General features: G+C 60.4%; 15 protein-coding genes. 4 read left to right on the top strand and 11 right to left on the bottom strand.

All coding sequences use genetic code 11. The features are described 5' to 3' along the window. Window positions 1-1,522 precede the first annotated feature (1,522 nt). Window positions 1,523-4,612 (top strand): HsdM family class I SAM-dependent methyltransferase, encoded by a 3,090-nt coding sequence (locus METAC_RS0101320; RefSeq protein ID WP_084143390.1) that lies wholly within the window; start codon window positions 1,523-1,525, stop codon window positions 4,610-4,612. Beyond that, window positions 4,609-5,391: a hypothetical protein gene (locus METAC_RS0101325; protein ID WP_026605650.1), complete on the top strand. Its 783-nt coding sequence runs from the start codon at window positions 4,609-4,611 to the stop codon at window positions 5,389-5,391. The genes METAC_RS0101320 and METAC_RS0101325 overlap by 4 nt, the downstream gene beginning before the upstream one ends. A gap of 462 nt (window positions 5,392-5,853) precedes the next feature. Here the strand turns inward: METAC_RS0101325 and METAC_RS0101335 are convergent, their stop codons facing one another. From METAC_RS0101335 to METAC_RS24965, 9 genes are all read right to left on the bottom strand, one after another. Beyond that, a complete protein-coding gene (locus METAC_RS0101335; RefSeq protein ID WP_026605652.1) occupies window positions 5,854-6,255 on the bottom strand; it encodes a type II toxin-antitoxin system HicB family antitoxin in 402 nt (133 codons plus the stop codon). Window positions 6,256-6,258: 3 nt separating this feature from the next. After that, window positions 6,259-6,447, bottom strand: coding sequence for a type II toxin-antitoxin system HicA family toxin (locus tag METAC_RS0101340; RefSeq protein WP_026605653.1), 189 nt, complete (start codon window positions 6,445-6,447; stop codon window positions 6,259-6,261). 827 nt (window positions 6,448-7,274) lie between these two features. Continuing rightward, the gene (locus METAC_RS21815) at window positions 7,275-7,808 is read right to left on the bottom strand and encodes a hypothetical protein (RefSeq protein ID WP_051335293.1); all 534 of its coding nucleotides are present in this window, start codon (window positions 7,806-7,808) and stop codon (window positions 7,275-7,277) included. 58 nt (window positions 7,809-7,866) lie between these two features. Continuing rightward, window positions 7,867-10,005: a hypothetical protein gene (locus METAC_RS26955; RefSeq protein WP_036255199.1), complete on the bottom strand. Its 2,139-nt coding sequence runs from the start codon at window positions 10,003-10,005 to the stop codon at window positions 7,867-7,869. Beyond that, a complete protein-coding gene (locus METAC_RS0101360) occupies window positions 9,998-10,306 on the bottom strand; it encodes a hypothetical protein (protein WP_026605656.1) in 309 nt (102 codons plus the stop codon). Before METAC_RS0101360 ends, METAC_RS26955 begins: the two co-directional genes overlap by 8 nt. Then, entirely contained in the window at window positions 10,303-10,791 is a 489-nt protein-coding gene (locus METAC_RS0101365; protein WP_156898062.1) for a hypothetical protein, read from the bottom strand. The genes METAC_RS0101360 and METAC_RS0101365 overlap by 4 nt, the downstream gene beginning before the upstream one ends. Further along, on the bottom strand, window positions 10,788-11,009 hold the full coding sequence (locus tag METAC_RS0101370) for a helix-turn-helix transcriptional regulator (protein ID WP_084143872.1): 222 nt from the start codon (window positions 11,007-11,009) through the stop codon (window positions 10,788-10,790). Before METAC_RS0101370 ends, METAC_RS0101365 begins: the two co-directional genes overlap by 4 nt. Window positions 11,010-11,355: 346 nt before the next feature. Beyond that, the gene (locus tag METAC_RS0101380) at window positions 11,356-12,048 is read right to left on the bottom strand and encodes a hypothetical protein (protein ID WP_198017148.1); all 693 of its coding nucleotides are present in this window, start codon (window positions 12,046-12,048) and stop codon (window positions 11,356-11,358) included. 343 nt (window positions 12,049-12,391) lie between these two features. Beyond that, window positions 12,392-12,592, bottom strand: a complete 201-nt coding sequence (locus METAC_RS24965; protein WP_026605661.1) for a hypothetical protein — start codon at window positions 12,590-12,592, stop codon at window positions 12,392-12,394. Between the two features lie 92 nt (window positions 12,593-12,684). On the opposite strand from METAC_RS24965, the gene METAC_RS0101395 reads away from it, so the two are divergent. Both METAC_RS0101395 and METAC_RS0101400 read left to right on the top strand, forming a co-directional pair. Beyond that, window positions 12,685-12,927, top strand: a complete 243-nt coding sequence (locus METAC_RS0101395) for a helix-turn-helix domain-containing protein (RefSeq protein ID WP_026605662.1) — start codon at window positions 12,685-12,687, stop codon at window positions 12,925-12,927. Beyond that, entirely contained in the window at window positions 12,914-14,422 is a 1,509-nt protein-coding gene (locus METAC_RS0101400; protein WP_026605663.1) for a hypothetical protein, read from the top strand. The genes METAC_RS0101395 and METAC_RS0101400 overlap by 14 nt, the downstream gene beginning before the upstream one ends. On the opposite strand, the gene METAC_RS0101405 is transcribed toward METAC_RS0101400, so the two are convergent. Continuing rightward, complete coding sequence (locus tag METAC_RS0101405; protein ID WP_026605664.1) at window positions 14,400-14,780, bottom strand: hypothetical protein; 381 nt, start codon at window positions 14,778-14,780, stop codon at window positions 14,400-14,402. The genes METAC_RS0101400 and METAC_RS0101405 overlap by 23 nt on opposite strands. Before the next feature lie 10 nt (window positions 14,781-14,790). Next, window positions 14,791-16,362: a hypothetical protein gene (locus tag METAC_RS0101410; RefSeq protein WP_156898064.1), complete on the bottom strand. Its 1,572-nt coding sequence runs from the start codon at window positions 16,360-16,362 to the stop codon at window positions 14,791-14,793. Window positions 16,363-16,373 lie beyond the last annotated feature (11 nt).

The following is a 16,373-nucleotide window of genomic DNA, read 5'->3' on the forward strand; positions in this document are numbered from 1 at the left end:
ACGTCACGTCGAGCTGGATCGAAGCCGCCGCGCTGGGCTGGAGCAAAACTCGCCCCCTCTTGATCTGGGGTGTTCCGGTTGCCGGTCCCTGCATGCTGAGGAAGCCGTCGCCGACATGACGGACCAAGAAAAAAGCCGCGCAGAGGGCCATATGAGCGCTGCAAGACCGGCCTTCCCATGACCAAGATCCGGCGGGGTCTCTTCGCCGCCCGCTTGCGGGCAGGATCAGAAGGGAAGACATGGGAGCCGACTTGCGTCGAGTGAAGCGCTCGAGCTGATTGCGTCGATGCCGGCGCAACCTATGAGCCGCACCTTTACAGCGCATTGTGAGCGCGCCGCGCCGGCTTTGATCGACGTCATTGCGGCTCGTGATCCAGGCCGAAGGCCGGCGTAGGGAGATGTTTCGGCGAAGTCAGGCGTCGAACTCATCGAGCGGCGAGGTTCGGCTCGACGTTGGCCCCGCGCCGCAGCCATGCCAAGCTTAGTCGACCTTGCTGGCGCGCGCGATCCACTCGTCGGCAAGGTTTCGGACCGCCGCGCCGTACGATGCTCGCCTTATCGGATCTTATATTTATGCGGACGGCCGAGACTTCGGGCTCCAGCGGATTTTCTATCACGCCACCAGCGATCCCGAATCGATGATCGCCCTCAAGGGCGCGGCGACGCCCGGTTTTGTTGTGTCAGGATGACCGGAAACCCCGCAGCGGCAGCCCATTCTGCGTTTCGCCCCGTCGGAGGCTGACGGCTCTCTCGAGTCTCAAGGCAGATCAGCCGAGAACAAGAATATCAGCCTCCGACCGCCGGAAAAAGGCCGAGCGGCGCTATAGCGTCAACCATGTCAACGTCATCCGTCAACATCGTCAACCCTGATTTTCCAAACTCTCGCTAGCAAAATCCCAGACTGCGCGGGCGGCGCAAAGGAAAAAGGGAGGGGGAAGGACCCGCGAGAGCATTTCGTGTACCACTGACGGTTCTACCCGATCGCGTTGAGCAGGTGTTTCAAGATTACTGATGCAGTTCTCGCCAAGAGGCCCATGACCGCGAGACCTCTACTCGTGCTGCTTCCTTGCCGCAGAACGCGCGGATCGGAAACCCCACCGCTCGGCAGAGCGCATTTGAGCATGGGTGTTGGTTTGGACTTATGCACGCGGTGCGTCGCGCTGGCATATCGTAAAGATGGTCCTTTATCAGGGGTCCTCACGGATTGTCGCAGGTCCGCCTATGCACCAGCCGCCAGACCCTCGTCCCCCGCGGCTGAGATTTGAGGTCCTCTTCTCCACTTTCGAGGCCTTTTCCAAAACCGGAAACCACCTCTGCGACTGCCATTCCGCGTCGACCCTGGCCACTCGCTCGGAAGATGCGCCAGGTGCTCGCCGCGGAGAAACGACGGCCTTCAGGGCGCTCAGATCCGCAGGCCCCCGAAAAATTTACAATTCGCTATGGTTTATCAGTTGTTTATCCAGCATGATGCGCGCGGCGGGTCTGCGCCGTTCGTCCATTTTCTGACCGGCCGAGTATTGAAATGCCGACTGCGCGCCCACAACCTGCTTCAGCTATGCTCGCACAGCGGATGGAAGCGGTCATTACCACACTAGGTTTCGACGAAACCCACGGGCTCATGCGGCGGTGGTCCGACTTCCAGTCTATGACCAATCGACATGTGGTGCGGCAAGCTTTCGACACTATCCGCGTGCATGCCGTGTTCGGTTTTACGTCTAGCCGTCACAATGCGCTGAAATTTGCACCCATCCTTTACTTGGCGATCGCGGACGACGACGCTGCAGCCACTGCGGTGCACCGGCTTGTCTGGAGTCAGGGCGTCGTCCCGATCCTGTTCGTCGCGACGCCGAGAGGTCTTCAAATCCGGCGCAGCCTTATGCCAAGCACGACGCGCCCGGTTATTGTCCCCTGGGACCGCTTGAGCGACCGCGCGAGCATTCCGCCCGAGTTGATGTCGCTCACCGCCATGGCGCTATCGAGTTCTGTCGTGTGGCGCGACTATATAACGGACCGATCGAACCGCGTTGACGCTGCACTGTTAAGGGCGATTGAATCCTTAAACAAGGCCGTTCGCCGCGACCACGCCGCGCTTCGTCAACAGCCCGCACTCATCAATGCCATTATCGGCCGCTTCATCTATTTCTTTGTCCTTCTCGACCGGAAGATTATCGACCGCACGTGGATCGCCGGGCTGAAGGATCAAACTGGTAAGGCGGCATGCCCGCAGATCGCCGCATCCATCGACGAGCAGGGCAATGTCGATATTAGCGACCGGCCGTGGCCCGCTCGGGAAGTTTGGTTGCTGTTTGACAAGATCGATGACGTACTAAACGGCGCGATCTTTCCGATTTCTTCGAGCGACAGGCGCTTCATTCCTACCAACGCGCTTCATTTGGTGCGCCGCGCGATCAGACACGGCGATACGCTCAGCGCCGGCGCGCGGCAGCTTGGTTTTCTCGATGTCTCGTTCTCGACGCTTCGCACTGAGACGATCTCAGCGATCTATGAGCTCTTTCTTATGATCGAAGACCCAGACGAGAAGGACGATAATGGCGCGTTCTACACGCCACCTTTCCTCGTCGACTATATGCTCGATGAAATCGACCGCATTCGAGCTTTCACCGCCAAAAGCCGCGTAGTCGATCCAGCGGCCGGCTCGGGAGTCTTCCTCGTCGGCGCCTATCGTCGTATCCTTGAGCGCGAGATGCCGCGCCGAAAGTGGACGCGCGCGCATTTTCAGAAAGCGCGCGCCATTCTGGAAAGCGCAATCTTTGGCATCGAGAAAAACCGCCAGGCTGCAAACGTCGCACGTTTTAGCCTCTATTTGACCCTGCTCGATTATGTCGAGAATGCCTCGATCAAGGAGCTCAAACAGCTGGCCGGAAGCCCCAGGGTCTTTCCGTGCCTTGGCGGGAATGTATTGGACCGTGATCTCTTTTCGATTTCCGGCGACGATTTGGCTCGCCTCGGGCGCTTCTCGCACGTGGTTGGCAATCCCCCCTGGGGAAGCTTCGGCGAACAGACGGGCCGTAGCAATGAACAGCGCAGCGTGACGAGCGGCTCACAGCGTGACGCACGGCTTAAGCTCGCCCGCGATTATCTCGTTTCGCTCGATTCGGTCCTGTACCCGGTTAGCAACAAGCGGCTCTCTGAATTATTTGTCTGGAAGATCCTGCGTGACCTTTTGCAAAAAGGCGGCGTGTTCGGCCTTCTAATCTCGACACGCAGCTACGTAGCGCCCTCCGCTGGGGCGTTCCCAGCGGCGCTTGCGAAGCACGTGAAGCTCGTCGGCCTCGCCAACCTGTCGCATTTCCGCTATCGCCTGTTCAAAGGCGCGCGCAGTCCCGCGCTTGCGATTTTCGCCGAGAATCGCGAGCCGGCCGACCTTGATACCGTATGGGTCTATTCGCCGCTCTTGACATCGCAGCCGATCGGCGAAGCGGGTCACCTCTGGTCAATTATCGTGTCGGAGAACGATGTCGAGCCGCACAAGCTTCGTGACTTGTCGCGCTCTCCCGAAAGTTGGTTCTGGGCGTTGATGCTTCGTCCCATGGACCGGCGCTTCGCCAACCATCTCAGGTTGTGGTCACGGCACTTCAAGCGCTCGTTTGGAGATTTTATTTCCGCATCGCATCTCGTCATGAGCCGCGGCGGCAACGCCTCACAAACTGGTGTTCCATCTGACCTGCTTCTCACGAGCGAAAATTATCAGGCGAAGCTCGGGCTGCAGGGGCTGAGAATTGGCGGCTACCCGCATGATCGCCTGCGCGCTCTAACCCCGAAGGGCGCGTTCGCGAAGCTGTTCGCAGGTGGCGTCGTATTTATTCCGCGACACATGAATGTGGTTCTTTATGTCGAGGAGCCGATTGCATTCGTTTCAACGTTCAACGCACTCTACACTGAAGATCCCCGCGCCATGGATAGAGGCGCAATCGCGGCCATGAAAGGCATTGCGCGTTATCTCACTTCGGACGTCGCGCGCTATCTTTACGCACTGTTCGGCAAGACCCGTATTCTTGACAGCGCTCGCCTTGAGAAAGGCGATCTCGAATTGGTTCCGTTTCCATTCGTGAATCTCGCCGACGCCGACCTGCAGCGGCTGGAGGAGATGGATGAAAACGCAATTACGACGCTCTTCGCCGAAAAGGTCGGGCTTGACGCGGCCTTCGTGCACGCTGTCACCGAATACAAGCTTTTTCGCCGCGGTTATGAGGACTCGCAAGTTCCAACTTCCGCGCTGGGGCCACCCGACAGCGAAACCGTGCGATACTATAAATCGATGCTATTCAGCCGCTTGGCCGAACACTTCGGCGCTGCCACGAGTTTCGAGTGCAGAGTCCGGCAGCCGCGTGCCTCCGAGCACTTCGCGGTCATGAGCATTCAGATTGGTCGTCTGGGCGCGACGCAGGCGGATGCGGTCGCGGAGCCGCTGTTCGATGCCATTAAGGCCAACATGGGGTTCAGTCCACTTGCGCGGATCATGTTCGACGCAGTTGCTTCTCGCGTTGCGGTAGCCAAGCCCTGGACGCGCGTTGCCTGGACCGTTGAACAAGCCTACGCAGACGCCCGTAGCATCTCCGAAGAGGTTTTGCGTTCCGGAGCAGCCTCGTGACTATTGCAGGATTTTTCTCGGCACATGCTGGCGGCGCCGATCAGACGGCCCGCATCCTTGTTTGGGAGCAGATGCTTTATCAAGCCATGCGCTTACTAGAAGAAGCGCATCGGCGGGTTTGCAGCCCTGATGGACAGGAACAGCTTCGCAAGCTCGATGGTTGGTGGCGTGAAACGAAATCAAGGCTCAACGGCAAACCATGTCTGGTACCCTCCGAGGAGGCGATCTCGGAGGCGCTTTGCACCGAGATGGAAAAGATTAGGGATGAGATCGTCCTAAAGAAGCTCCCGGCAGATGCGACGATGGCGGGTGTCGACATGCTGGCGGTCGCGAGCGAGCAGCCCCGAAAGATAAAGACTGGAATCGGAAAGCATTCTAAACCGACCGATATTCGCATTTACCGGCTTAATTCCGAGAAGCTCGACCTTCGAATCGAGGCAAAAGTCGTATTGCGCAATGCCGACCTGAAGAACAGCTATCTTTCGGGCAACGGCCTGAAGCGATTTTCTGATCCCAAGGAGCCCTACACCGATCATGAAATCGGCGGCATGGTCGCTTACTCGGTAACGGACGATAAGGCGACGTGGCTCACGCGCATTGATGATGCGCTTCGGGCTTCTACGCCGCCAGTACCGACCTTCAGGCATCACATCCAGACGTCGCCCGACGAAACTCTCTTTAGCCGCGTGCCGTATGCCATCACGACAAGCCTCCGGAACGAGGTTCTGGTATTTCACGTCGTTCTTGAGTTTATGTGCGAGCCCGACGCCCGCACATGAGCGGCGCAGCCAGTATCGATCCCATTCTTAATCCAGCCAGTTGACGCGGGTTCGGCGGTCACCACGTGGCGGCCTTTCCCTACGTCGCCTTCTATCTTCCTCGAAATCTGGCCGATGAAGTGTTGGCGATCTCCGACCCGGAAGACGTCGGCCTTGACCTTGTGAAGAGCGGGCTCGCGCGCCTCTACAGCCGTACGGACTACGACCTGCATCGTTTCGGTCAGATCGCGCCGACCCGGCATTTGGCGCGAGGCCGAGCGTTTGACGACCCGCATACCCACGTCGGCCGAGCTCGAGAGCCAGCCGTCGAGACGGAAAACCCTCGGCAGCAGTGCCGATCGACGCAAGACCGCCCTTTCACCGCGATCTCGGCTGTCCTTGCGTCCGCCGTCAACGAGCCGGAAAGTCGCGCCGCTTGGTCGGAGAGCCCACCCGCGCCGTGCATGACTCCAGGGATTAACCTTAGGCGTCCTCCAGCTTCATAACTTCCTTCGCGGCCCTTGCGAGAAAGCCAGATCGCGTAAGACCATGATGCTCAGAATAGGCGTCGATTTCCGCAAGGACGTCCTCTGGCAGGGTGATGTTGACACGAACGGTCTTTGCGACCGGCGACGGAGCCTTGACCAAAATAGCGACGCCGTCGCGGTTCTCTGGATTGTTCATGACCGATTCGAGAGAAGACGCCTCCGGGATAGCCTCGCCGTCGGCGACCATTCCTTCGATATGCAAAGCAAGCGCCTCCTCGGCCATGGCGCGAGCTTCATCAAGCGTGCGGCCGGCCGTGACGCAACCAAGAAAGTCGGGAAAGGACACGCCATAGTCGCTATCTGACTCCTTATGAATCAGTCCGATGTATTGACGCATGGCTCACCTCATCTTCAAGCCGGATTGCTTTTCAATGCTCTTGAGTGTTCCTATCGGAATGTCGCGCGAAGGATGCGGCACTGTCACTCGACCGAGCTTCGTATTGTGCTTGAACTGCACGTGGTCGCCTTTTTGGGCGACCTTGAACCAACCGTCACTCTCAAGCTTGGCTATGATGTCTCGGCTATTCATTGTGTGTATAAGTACACACTAGCAACGGTTGGTCAAGGCCTATTTGAAAGGATGGCCAAGACCGCGCCTCGTCACAAGCCGGCCCTTTCGAGGAAGCTCCAAGGCCATCTTGGCGGTCCTCGCCGGATCGCCGCGCCCGCGCCGACGTCGCCGAGCCGCAGGCTTCCTGGCACCGCGACCAGCCCCTCTGGCCGAGATTCCAGGTCCACTTCGTCACCGACGCCGCCATGGCCCAGGAAGCCGGCGGCCGAAGCTGCGTGGTCAAGCCGAAATGGTCATGCGGATCGCCGCAAAGTTGCCACCGCGTTCGCCGAGGAAGCCGCTACGCGCCTGCCGCTGAGCGCCCGATCGCCGCAAAGCCAGCGCAGTGCCGGTGCCGCCGTCGCCGAGCTACCGGCGCTCGCGCGCGGCAAGCCTGCCCTTAGGCTGAGAGTCCGGGTCCTCTTCATCGCCGTCGCCGGCGCGCCGCGGGAGCCGCCGCCCGACGCCGCACGGATCACGCCGAAAGGCCGCTGCGGACCGCCGGATCGCCGCCGCGCCCGCGCCGCCATCGCCGAGCTGCGGGCGTTCGATCGCTGCGAGCCAGCCCTCCAGGCTTGAGCGTCCGGGTCCTCTTGGGCGCCCGCGCCCGCCGCGCCGAGAAAGCCACCAGCCTCCGCCGCGCCCGCGCCGCCGTCGCTGAGCTCCCGGCAGCCAAGCCGCGCCAGAATCCCACCCCTACACGACCAAGACATAAGGTTCTCCCGGGCGTTGGCGCGTCAGTGCGCCGCTGAACGTCGTGACGCGGGACCATGGCGAGAAGCGCGGCGCTCGCTATGAAGCCGCGGCTAAGAGAGAGACTTCAGCAAATGCTTCAAAACCGCAGGCGGAACATAAGCCTCCGCTGAACGGTAAAACGTTGCCAGAACGACCTTTTCAGTCAACTCTTTCGGCAGCGAAGGCCCGTAGAATCCACGGACAGGAAGCCGCTTCGCGCCCAGGCGCGCTCTGAAGCCGGCTACTCCCTTTCCTTTGATGCCAAACGATCGCTTGAATAGATGGTCGACGCCCCATGTTTTAGCGTCAATTCCCTTCCCAGTGTCGCGCACCGGAAATTCCTTGATAGGAATGCCCTTTCCTGACGCGACGATCTGGTAAGCGAGCCGCCCCGGCGCCGCGCGCGCCCACCCACGCCCAGAATCCTTCATGCGCGATACGATTGAGGCGTACTTCGTGACATTGGTGTCTGTTTTCATCGTCCGTTGCACCTGCGTGCGCACCTTGTCGCCGCCTTCGTTCAGGCCGCGCGCGATCGCGCTAGACAATGCTTTTTCAAATGCCGCTTTGTTGAACCCCTCGATCCTAAAACGAAGCTCCAGCATTAAAACCCTCCCACAACTGCGCCAAGCCGCATATGAAATTCATGTGTAGAATTGTCGCTCAACCCGACCGTGCGATCGTGATGGTCCTGACGCCGCTGTGACGCCGCTCAACCATAATTCCCTTGGTCCGCAGGAGCGGGATGCAGCGCTCAAGGCAATTCCCGAGCCCCTGCGCCGTCTTCGGCCAGATGCGCATTTGACGGATGGATTCGGACGTAATGCCGGCGAGCAAGCCGAGCAGTTGAGTCGCTGTCCCGCTCCAGAATTTGAGGTCTTCACGTCTGATGAAATCGTCGATCGCCACGGCGATCACGTCGCTTTCGAAGGCGGCGTCCGCCGAATCGCGCCGGCCGCGCTCATAGGCTTCGGAGAAAGCACCAGGCTCCCATCCCAAGCCGGGCTCGGCGGCGGCGAGCCATTTTTCGAAATCCGCCATGCGGCTGGAGCGGGGCAGGCGGACCGATCCGATCCGGCGAAGCGCGGCCGACAGGGCGTCATAGAGCGCGCCCAGGACTCGAGGCCGGGCGATTTCCCAATCGCGCTCGATCTCGTCTTCCGGTCGCCGCGACTCCTCGGGGATAGAGGAAAGCCGCGCGATGATTGACCGGTCATTCAGGTCGGCGCGCTCTGCAAGTGCGGGAATACCGTTGATAACGATCGGCCGAGCGCCGTCGAAGATATTCTCGTCTTTGTCGGTGTGGAGCGCGCGCACCGCGAAGCCGCTCCCCGTCGATAATCGACACAGCCCGTCGGAGAGAGTCGCGTCGATGTGGGAGAGATTGTCGAACGCGATCAGGTGTCCGTTTTGTGCCGTGACGATAAGGTTTTGCTCATCCTTCGGCGGCCCTTGGATCGCGGGCGAGGAAGGATCGATGAGGCTACGCAGCAGACGGCAAAAGCTGGATTTTCCGGAACCCTGTTCGCCGTTCAAAATCAAGATCGGGTAGGGTCCGCGCTCGCGCAGGGCGGCTATAAGCCAGGCCACCACTATGACGAAATCATCCTCGCCGGCCAAGTTCCCAAAATGGCGGAGCTCGTCGATCGAATAGCCAGCCTCAGGCTCACAGAGAGGCCGCATGCGCGGCGAGCGGATAAAGGGTAGATCATGCTTTTCAAGCACGCGCCAGCCGTCGGATGCGATCTCGACTGCACGCCACGCGGCATCACATAAATCGACATAGAGTTTGCCGTCACGCCCGCCGACGCGGCGCCACGGGGCCTGCTCCTTTCCTTCGCTCGAGGCTCGCGCCTCCAGTACGCGGACAGTGTCCTCGATCGCTTGCGCGCCTGGCGCAAGGCCGCAGCTCTCATAAGCCCGCAGCGAAAGCCAGCGCTTGAACGCCTGCGACCGGATCGGCCAGCTTTCCTGATGGCCGCCGACGTCGATCGACGCGAAGGTTTCATAATCAGGTCCGCGCCACAACGCGCAGAATTGGGCAAGCGCCATAAGATCGTCGCGCTGCGATCGGCGTCGGCGGCTCTTGCCGCCTTCTGCAGATTTGGCGCGCTCGCCGAAAGCCGTCTCAAGCCGCGCGGCAGCGTCGACGAGACCGAGAGCCATTTCCTTGGTCCAGCCTTCGTCGAGCGCGTCTGCCGCATCCCAACCCTCGCCGGCCGTCGCCGGCGGCGCGATGATGGAGACTGAGCGCGCACCAGCCGCAACGGCAAGCCCTGCGGCCTCTTGGGCATAGGCGCCGCCAGGAGAGTCCGCGTCGGGCCATATGGTGACGTCTCGCTCCTCGAGCGGGCTCCAATCTGCCTTGGCGGCGGATTTCGCGCCGTTCGGAGAGGCGATGCACACATGATCGACGAGCAGCTTGCCGGCTGCGTCTGCGGCCTTTTCGCCTTCGCATAAAACCACGCCCGCCCTCGGCCGCGCGGCGAGGCGATCCTGACCATAAAGCGGGCGCGGCGCGGGCCAAGACTCCCAGCGCCATTTCGCCGCGCCGCCTCCGGCCGGTTCGAATAGGACGAGCGGACGGAATTGCTTGCCTGCCTTTTTGTCGAACCGGCAAACAAAGCCGAGCGGCGCGCCGGCGCTATCGAGATAGGCCCACATCGCAGAGGGCCTGCCGAGCGATGGATGACGTTCCGGCGGCGCCGGCGCATCCGACGGAGCGGGCAGAATCGCGCGAAACTTCGGCGCGTCGGCAGGTGGGCGAGCTTTGTTGTTGATCGGCGCGAAGGGGTCACTCAAATGGATCGACCCCGAGCATGTCGCCCACCTTGCGCGCGGCCTCGCCCTGGTCGAGCCCGAAGAGAAAAGCAGCAAGCGAGATCAAATCCCCGCCGCGATCATCGCTCGAGAAATCGCCCCATTTGCCGGTCCGTAAATTCACCTTGAAGCTGCCGTGGCGACGATCCGCGCGCATCGGGTTGCGAGCGACCCATTCATGGCCTTCGCGACGTCCGTCCGGAAGCCACCGCGGTAGGATGGAATCGGCGCGAGCCAAGGCGGCGGACGCGAGCCGGGCGAAGGCGATGCGGCGCGGGCTCATTTTCTTCGCCCCTGAATCGATTGACCCAGCGCCCTCGATTTCTCAGCAGATATTTCCGCAAAGTCACGCTCGCCGAGAACGTTTAGGAGAAGCGCCTTCGCTATTAATTCAAAGGCGACGCCGCAAAGCTCGCTCTCGCTTTGCCCTGTCAAAGAGGCCAGCGCAGACGTCACGCCCAGTCCGGAAGCGGGACCGCAGGTCCAACCCATTCCCTGGAAATCAATCTGAAGATCGTGAGGCCGCCCATTTAGCCGATAGACGCCAAACGGCTTCTTCAGCTCGCATTCGTCGCTAAAAGAACAAAGCAACTCGTAAGCGAGTTCGCCTTTGAGAGCGCCGTCGATCAGACCGGCCGAATTTAGATCGGTCATATCTCGCACGATCGCGAGCGCATCGGCGACTTCGGCAATTACCGATTCATATAAATGGAGATTCAATATTGGCTTTGCTGCCGGAGCACTTGAGTACGCACGCCGCGTCTTCATTCGACGAACTCCTGCGCTGTGTTGGCGCAGGCGCGTTGTGCGAGCCAGGCGTCGATGTCCTCCTGCCGATAGCGAACACAGCGGCCAACTTTGAGAAAGACAGGGCCGCCGCCTTTCCAGCGCCAGGCCTGCAGCGCCGCCGGCGTCAGTCCAAGGAATTGCGCGACAGCCTTCTCGTCGAGAAGCGCCGCGGCCTGATTGTTTGAAATCACATTCACGATGATCACCTCCGCTGAAATTGAACTTGCGGCGATGATCTTGGATTCCCGCCTTGCCGGCTATGCGCAAAACTGGCTGGAAGATGAGCGCGAATGCCTCATGCGTATGTGCGATAATTCGCGAAATTGACGTCACTGTCGCGCATTGACAATGGCGCGGCGGCGAGGCAGCGCATAGATCGCTTCGCGTCGAAGCTTTAGCCGAACGCTTCACGCAATGACATGCTCGATACAGCATCGCGAGATGTTCAGCCGACGGGGCGCGGCCTGCCGGCGACTTGCCCGCGCAGTATCCGGCTGCCAGCCAGACCGGCCTCCGTTTCTTGAGCGTGACGGCGGCCATGGCTCACGCCGCAGGAGAAAGCGCGCCGGCGGATGCGAACGATTCAAGGATCGCCTCGAAGTCGTCGCGCTGCAGGTAATCGGCGATGGCGGAGCAATAGCCGGCGAGGACGCGGATCTCGTCGCGCGAGGCCGAGCGCCTGCTGAGGAGGCGAGCAAGCGCCACGTTCGCCGCCTGCTCGGTGGCTTTCTCTCGCGCCACCGCCTGGACGAGGTCAGCCCTCTCGGCGATATTGGCGAGGTGCTTGAAATCTTCGTCGATCCACTCGCGCCAATATTCGAAATCTTTATCGCTGAAATTTCGGATGCTCTCGCGATTATCGGGATGAAGTTTTGTCGGTAAGTTGTGGGAGATCTCAAATTTCCAGCGATTCACCAGGCGCTCTAGATGCAGCTTGCATTCGTCCGCGTTCTTGCCCTCCAGCGTAACGCCAAGAAATTTGAAATGCCCACAGCGCCTCGCATGGCCAACCCACGCGTAGTATTTGTGGCGGGCGCTATTTGCTTCTTCTTTCGCGGCCGCGGACGCGGCGAGCGCTTGACGATGCGCCTCGATTAGCTTTTTGAGCGCCTGCAATCGGCCGGGCTTAGAGGTAGCTTGAGCGGGTGCGATAAATGCAGCGCCGGCCGATCGCATGGCGAGGAGCGGGCGGTTATTAGGCAAGCCTCGACCGGCTGCCGGAACGATGTTCGACATGATGTTGTTCCTCAGATGATTGTGGTAGGCGCCGCTGCTTTACGCGCCGCCAATCGTTGAAGAATCCCGCTCGGCGATCTTGACTGAGAAATCACCGTCCTGGACTTGGATCGTCGCAGTGCCCGCTGTGATGAGCGCATGAAGGCCTTCGGCCCGCGAGCTGATCAGGCGAAGCGATTTGCGCGCGGCCGATGGCGCCGAGGCGACGAGGAGGACCCTGCAAGCTGCAAGAGCGTCGCCGCGCTGGCGAGGCGAGGGCGTGCGCGGCTTTCTCGCTTTTGGTGAGGCAGGCCTGCGCACGCGCGCCACCTTTGGCTTTTCGAGCGGGTTGATCGCCATAGGCTCAACCCCGCGCCGCGGCGGCGATTGCGCGCAGCGCCGTAAGTTCGTCGCGCTCGCGCGGGTCAAAGTCCAAGCCTTCGCCCGGCTTCCGCGCCGGTGCTTGAAGCGCGGCGAGGCGATCAGAAAGGAGCCCGAAATGCCGCGCACCGACCCGGATCGCGTGCGAAGATCGGCCGTTGGCCGGAACGGTGACGTTCGGCATTGGTTGGTTTCCTGTTGTGAAATCGCAGCTATGATGCTATAAGAACGAAAGCCGCCCGCTTTGTCAATTAGAATCGTAACAAGGCTGCGAAAATGCTTCCCGTGCAATGCAAGATGGCGCGCACCGCTCTCAGTCTAGGAATTCGCAAACTCGCTGAACTAGCCAGTGTTTCATCAAACACCGTCTCCCGTTTTGAGGCCGGCGAAGAGCTGAAGCCCCGGACGGTCGAGGCGCTCCGCTCCGCCCTCGAATCTGCGGGCGTGATCTTCGTCGAGGAGAACGGCGAAGGGGCGGGCGTTCGGCTCCGCAAGGATAAAACCAATGCCGCGCCGTGACGAGTCGGGCGAAGCCGGGCGTCGAAACGAGGGGCGGCCCAACAATGATGCCCATGACAAGAAGGCCAAGACAGGGGCCCACAAGCAATCGAAAAGCGATCCTTATGAAGAGAGCCCTGGCGACGTGATGAGCCGGACGCTCGCGCTTCTTTTTCCCTATGCGAAGGACGAAATCTCAAAGGGAAACGCCACGCCAAGAGCATCATGGGCGCCGGGTGAGACACCACTTAAAGGACAGGCGCTCGACGAGGTAATTAAGACGCTCAAAAAGAAAAATAGACTGCGTTCTTTAGATGAGCTTCGAGCCCTGACCGATAAGACCTGGATGGATCCGAGACCTAAAGGTCTTTCGTCGAAATTAGACGCCGCATGTCCATTCTGGCGCGCGCGTTGGTGGACGGCGATGGCGGCCGCGGCGGCCCAGGAATCAGTTCAGCTGCGCCGCAAAAATCTTAAACGGCTAAAGCAGCGCAACAGCGAGATTGAAGCTCTTATAGAAAATCTCGACAGATTTGTCGCGGACTTTAAACCTAACGAGGTCGCTCCAATATATACTTTAGGCCTCGACCGCGTTGACTATGCCGAGACCACGCCGATTATTGAGCGCGCCGCTGAGGCGCACAATCAAGTCGCTGTTGCGCTTGCCGCGCTGAAGGAGTTGAAGGCCGCTGCGAAGCGCGAGCACAGGCGACTTTCTGCAACGAACCGGCCTGAGTCAATCATCTGGCTGCAGACGTTTTGTGAGGCTATGGGTCATTTATGGCGGTTTCTTACGGGGTCAAATCCGTCGTCGTCATCCGTCCTTTTCATTGACCTCGTCGAGGACGCTTTGACCAGCATTGGCGTCGAGCCAGAGCATGACCTCCAATCCAACATCCGAGCTGCCGTCGAGCGCGTGCTCGGCAAGCCAGGACAGGAGGGACGGCCATTTTGGGATCGGTTCGACAGGATGGAGGAGGGTTCTTACCCGCCGAGCTGGCTGCCTCGCAATATGAAAATGGATGAAAATATCGCCGAATGGAAGCATCGAGGCGACGATTGGAAGGCTGAGATCCGCAACATCTATTTTGAAGCGGTTGCCATTGACCCTGCTAAAAGATCTGTGGCGAATGCCATGCTGGCATGGATCTACCTTACAAAAGACGACGAAATCTGTAGTTTCATGGATAGCATTGGGTGGACGCCGCCGAAAGGGGTCGAAAGGATCGGGCTGCCCATTTTTCCAGATCCAGCTGATCTGAGAGATCTACAGACGGATTTTTGGAAGGATGAGTTACCGCGCTTGATCAAGCAGCAAAGGTCAGGCGACAGCGAGGCGGACGACAGGCTCCAAAAACTCTATGCCGACGCGGGACCTAAACAACGTGAACGGATTGAAGATCTCGGCTGGCGGCCGCCGCAGTCCATCGCCGACGTCGAGACTGCGCCCGCGCCCCAGCCGCCCGCAAAACGCGGCGCCCGGCGGCGCAACGTCAATCACCGGGAAAATTCATAAAGACATGCGCGCGCTCTGCAGCATCGGGCTGCAGCGCAGTCGTCGCCCGCGTCCGACGAACGAGCGAGACGGAGGTCGACGAACGGGCGATCATCGCATTTTCGGGCGTGATGTAGTTGACCCGGCCGCCGACGATACGCCAAACGAGGCCGCCGGGATGATCCAGCCAAGGCGGCGCGAAGAGATCATCGACCGTCCATCCTAAGCGCCAGGCGATCCGGCCGCGTTCTGCCAGGAAAGCCGCAGCGTCGACCAGCGCCTGCGCATGCCGCGTCGGATCGACGCCCTGCGGGCAATGCGCCTGCAAGCGCTGGAAAGCCTCGATATAGGGCACGGGAAGTGAAGTCTCGTCCGTCATGGCAAAACCTCTATCGTCCGCCGCCCATGCCGCCGGGCGCCGCCTCTGGCATGGAGACGCCGGTTCCGCTGCGCAGCGCCCCGCTCGCATACATGCTCTGCTCGACGCGCTTGACGATCGCATCCGTGTCAGCCGTCACCTCGATATGGAGATTAATGTCGGCCGCGCCCTTCAGCTCCGGCGCGGTTTGATGCGGCGTCGGCCCAAAAGCAAGCAGGCCCGGCGCGACGCTGGAGCCCGTCATCCCACGTCGCATTGTTTCCAAGTCGAGAGCGGAATTATAGCCTCCGGCGCGCCGGTCATTCGCGTCCAGCGCGCTTTGCGCGGCGATCCTAGCCTCGTGGGCGTCGGCGAGCTCGCCGAGCGCGCGATGCGCCTCCTGCCTCCGCCGTACGCTTTCTCTCAGCGCGGCCGTCTCAGCCGTCGGCGGCCCATAGATGTCGAGCCGCGCCAGCCGCTTCTCGTCTCGGTCCAAATCGTCGAAATCGCCGCCGGCGCCCGCAAGGCCCGAGGACGCCGCCTCATATTTATCGTCGAGACCTTGCATCCTTCGGCGATGATCGTTACGCGCGGCCTTGAGCGAATTTGGATCGCCATAAAAGGCGTCGTTCATCAAAGCATTGAAGCGCTTTTGATACGTGGGAGTCTTGTTCGGATCCACGTTTTGAAAATGCGTCAATCGATCCGTATAGCCGGCGATCGCGCGCGCCAAATCGTTCATCGGCGTAGCAAGACCGGCCGCGAGCTGCGAGCCGAGCGTCGCCCCAAGTCCTTCGAGCGCATGCTTGAGGCCGGAGAAGGCGATCGAGGGGTCTTTCGATTGATAGATGTCCGCCGCGCCGAGACCGTGGGCGCCGGCCAGCAAGGCCATATCCTTGTCGATTCGTGATTGCTGGGTCGCGAGCATGCCGACCAGCTGCGACGCCATTTGGTTTTGGAACAAGGCGCTGATGCGCTGAAGGATTTCATCCTTATCCTTCACCCCCGCTCGTTCAAGGGCCGGCAAAAGATATTGCTTGATCCACTCGTTCGGGTCGGACTGAGCCAGACGCCAACCTTGGATATGCATGCCAGGCTTGAGGCCTTTCGCCTCGCCCGTCCTCGTGCGCAAGAGATCTTCATGACGAACGAGCCCGAGGCTTTCGAAGTCAGTGAGCGCGCTATGCTTCATGATCCCGCCGACGATCGCGGCGTTGAAGGCGGAGACCGCCTTGCCGTAACTGGAACCGCCAAGTTCTTGTGCAAGCGTCGGCGCCGTCCCAAGAATAAATCTTTCCGAAAGGCTCGGCGTCGCCTGCCGCCCGAATTTGAACATTTCGTAATATTGATAGGGCCGGAGCGTATCTCCAAATACGTTCAGGCCCTTCGCGATGCCTTCCATATATTCATGAAACTGCTTCGGATTTTGCGTCACGCCCTTGATCTCGAGGCCCTTGACCAGCTGATCAAAATCCTCAGAGACATCAGCGCCCGGCCGCGCGGCTTGGGCGATGATGCGCAGCTTCGCCAGCGGCTCCATGATCTCGGCGGCCTCTTGATAGGAGCCAACAATCGAGCGCGCATTTCTAGGTCCCGTTGACAAATAGGATTCCC

It is taken from the genome of Methylocapsa acidiphila B2 (assembly GCF_000427445.1).
GTDB lineage: Bacteria > Pseudomonadota > Alphaproteobacteria > Rhizobiales > Beijerinckiaceae > Methylocapsa > Methylocapsa acidiphila.

Excerpts from the sequence above, each read along its gene's own strand:
- METAC_RS0101320 (WP_084143390.1), top strand. The coding sequence starts at position 1,523 with ATGCCGACTGCGCGCCCACAACCTGCTTCAGCTATGCTCGCACAGCGG.
- METAC_RS0101335 (WP_026605652.1), bottom strand. The coding sequence starts at position 6,255 with ATGCGTCAATACATCGGACTGATTCATAAGGAGTCAGATAGCGACTAT.
- METAC_RS0101340 (WP_026605653.1), bottom strand. The coding sequence starts at position 6,447 with ATGAATAGCCGAGACATCATAGCCAAGCTTGAGAGTGACGGTTGGTTC.
- METAC_RS21815 (WP_051335293.1), bottom strand. The coding sequence starts at position 7,808 with ATGCTGGAGCTTCGTTTTAGGATCGAGGGGTTCAACAAAGCGGCATTT.
- METAC_RS0101360 (WP_026605656.1), bottom strand. The coding sequence starts at position 10,306 with ATGAGCCCGCGCCGCATCGCCTTCGCCCGGCTCGCGTCCGCCGCCTTG.
- METAC_RS0101365 (WP_156898062.1), bottom strand. The coding sequence starts at position 10,791 with ATGAAGACGCGGCGTGCGTACTCAAGTGCTCCGGCAGCAAAGCCAATA.
- METAC_RS0101380 (WP_198017148.1), bottom strand. The coding sequence starts at position 12,048 with ATGTCGAACATCGTTCCGGCAGCCGGTCGAGGCTTGCCTAATAACCGC.
- METAC_RS24965 (WP_026605661.1), bottom strand. The coding sequence starts at position 12,592 with ATGCCGAACGTCACCGTTCCGGCCAACGGCCGATCTTCGCACGCGATC.
- METAC_RS0101395 (WP_026605662.1), top strand. The coding sequence starts at position 12,685 with ATGCTTCCCGTGCAATGCAAGATGGCGCGCACCGCTCTCAGTCTAGGA.
- METAC_RS0101400 (WP_026605663.1), top strand. The coding sequence starts at position 12,914 with ATGCCGCGCCGTGACGAGTCGGGCGAAGCCGGGCGTCGAAACGAGGGG.
- METAC_RS0101405 (WP_026605664.1), bottom strand. The coding sequence starts at position 14,780 with ATGACGGACGAGACTTCACTTCCCGTGCCCTATATCGAGGCTTTCCAG.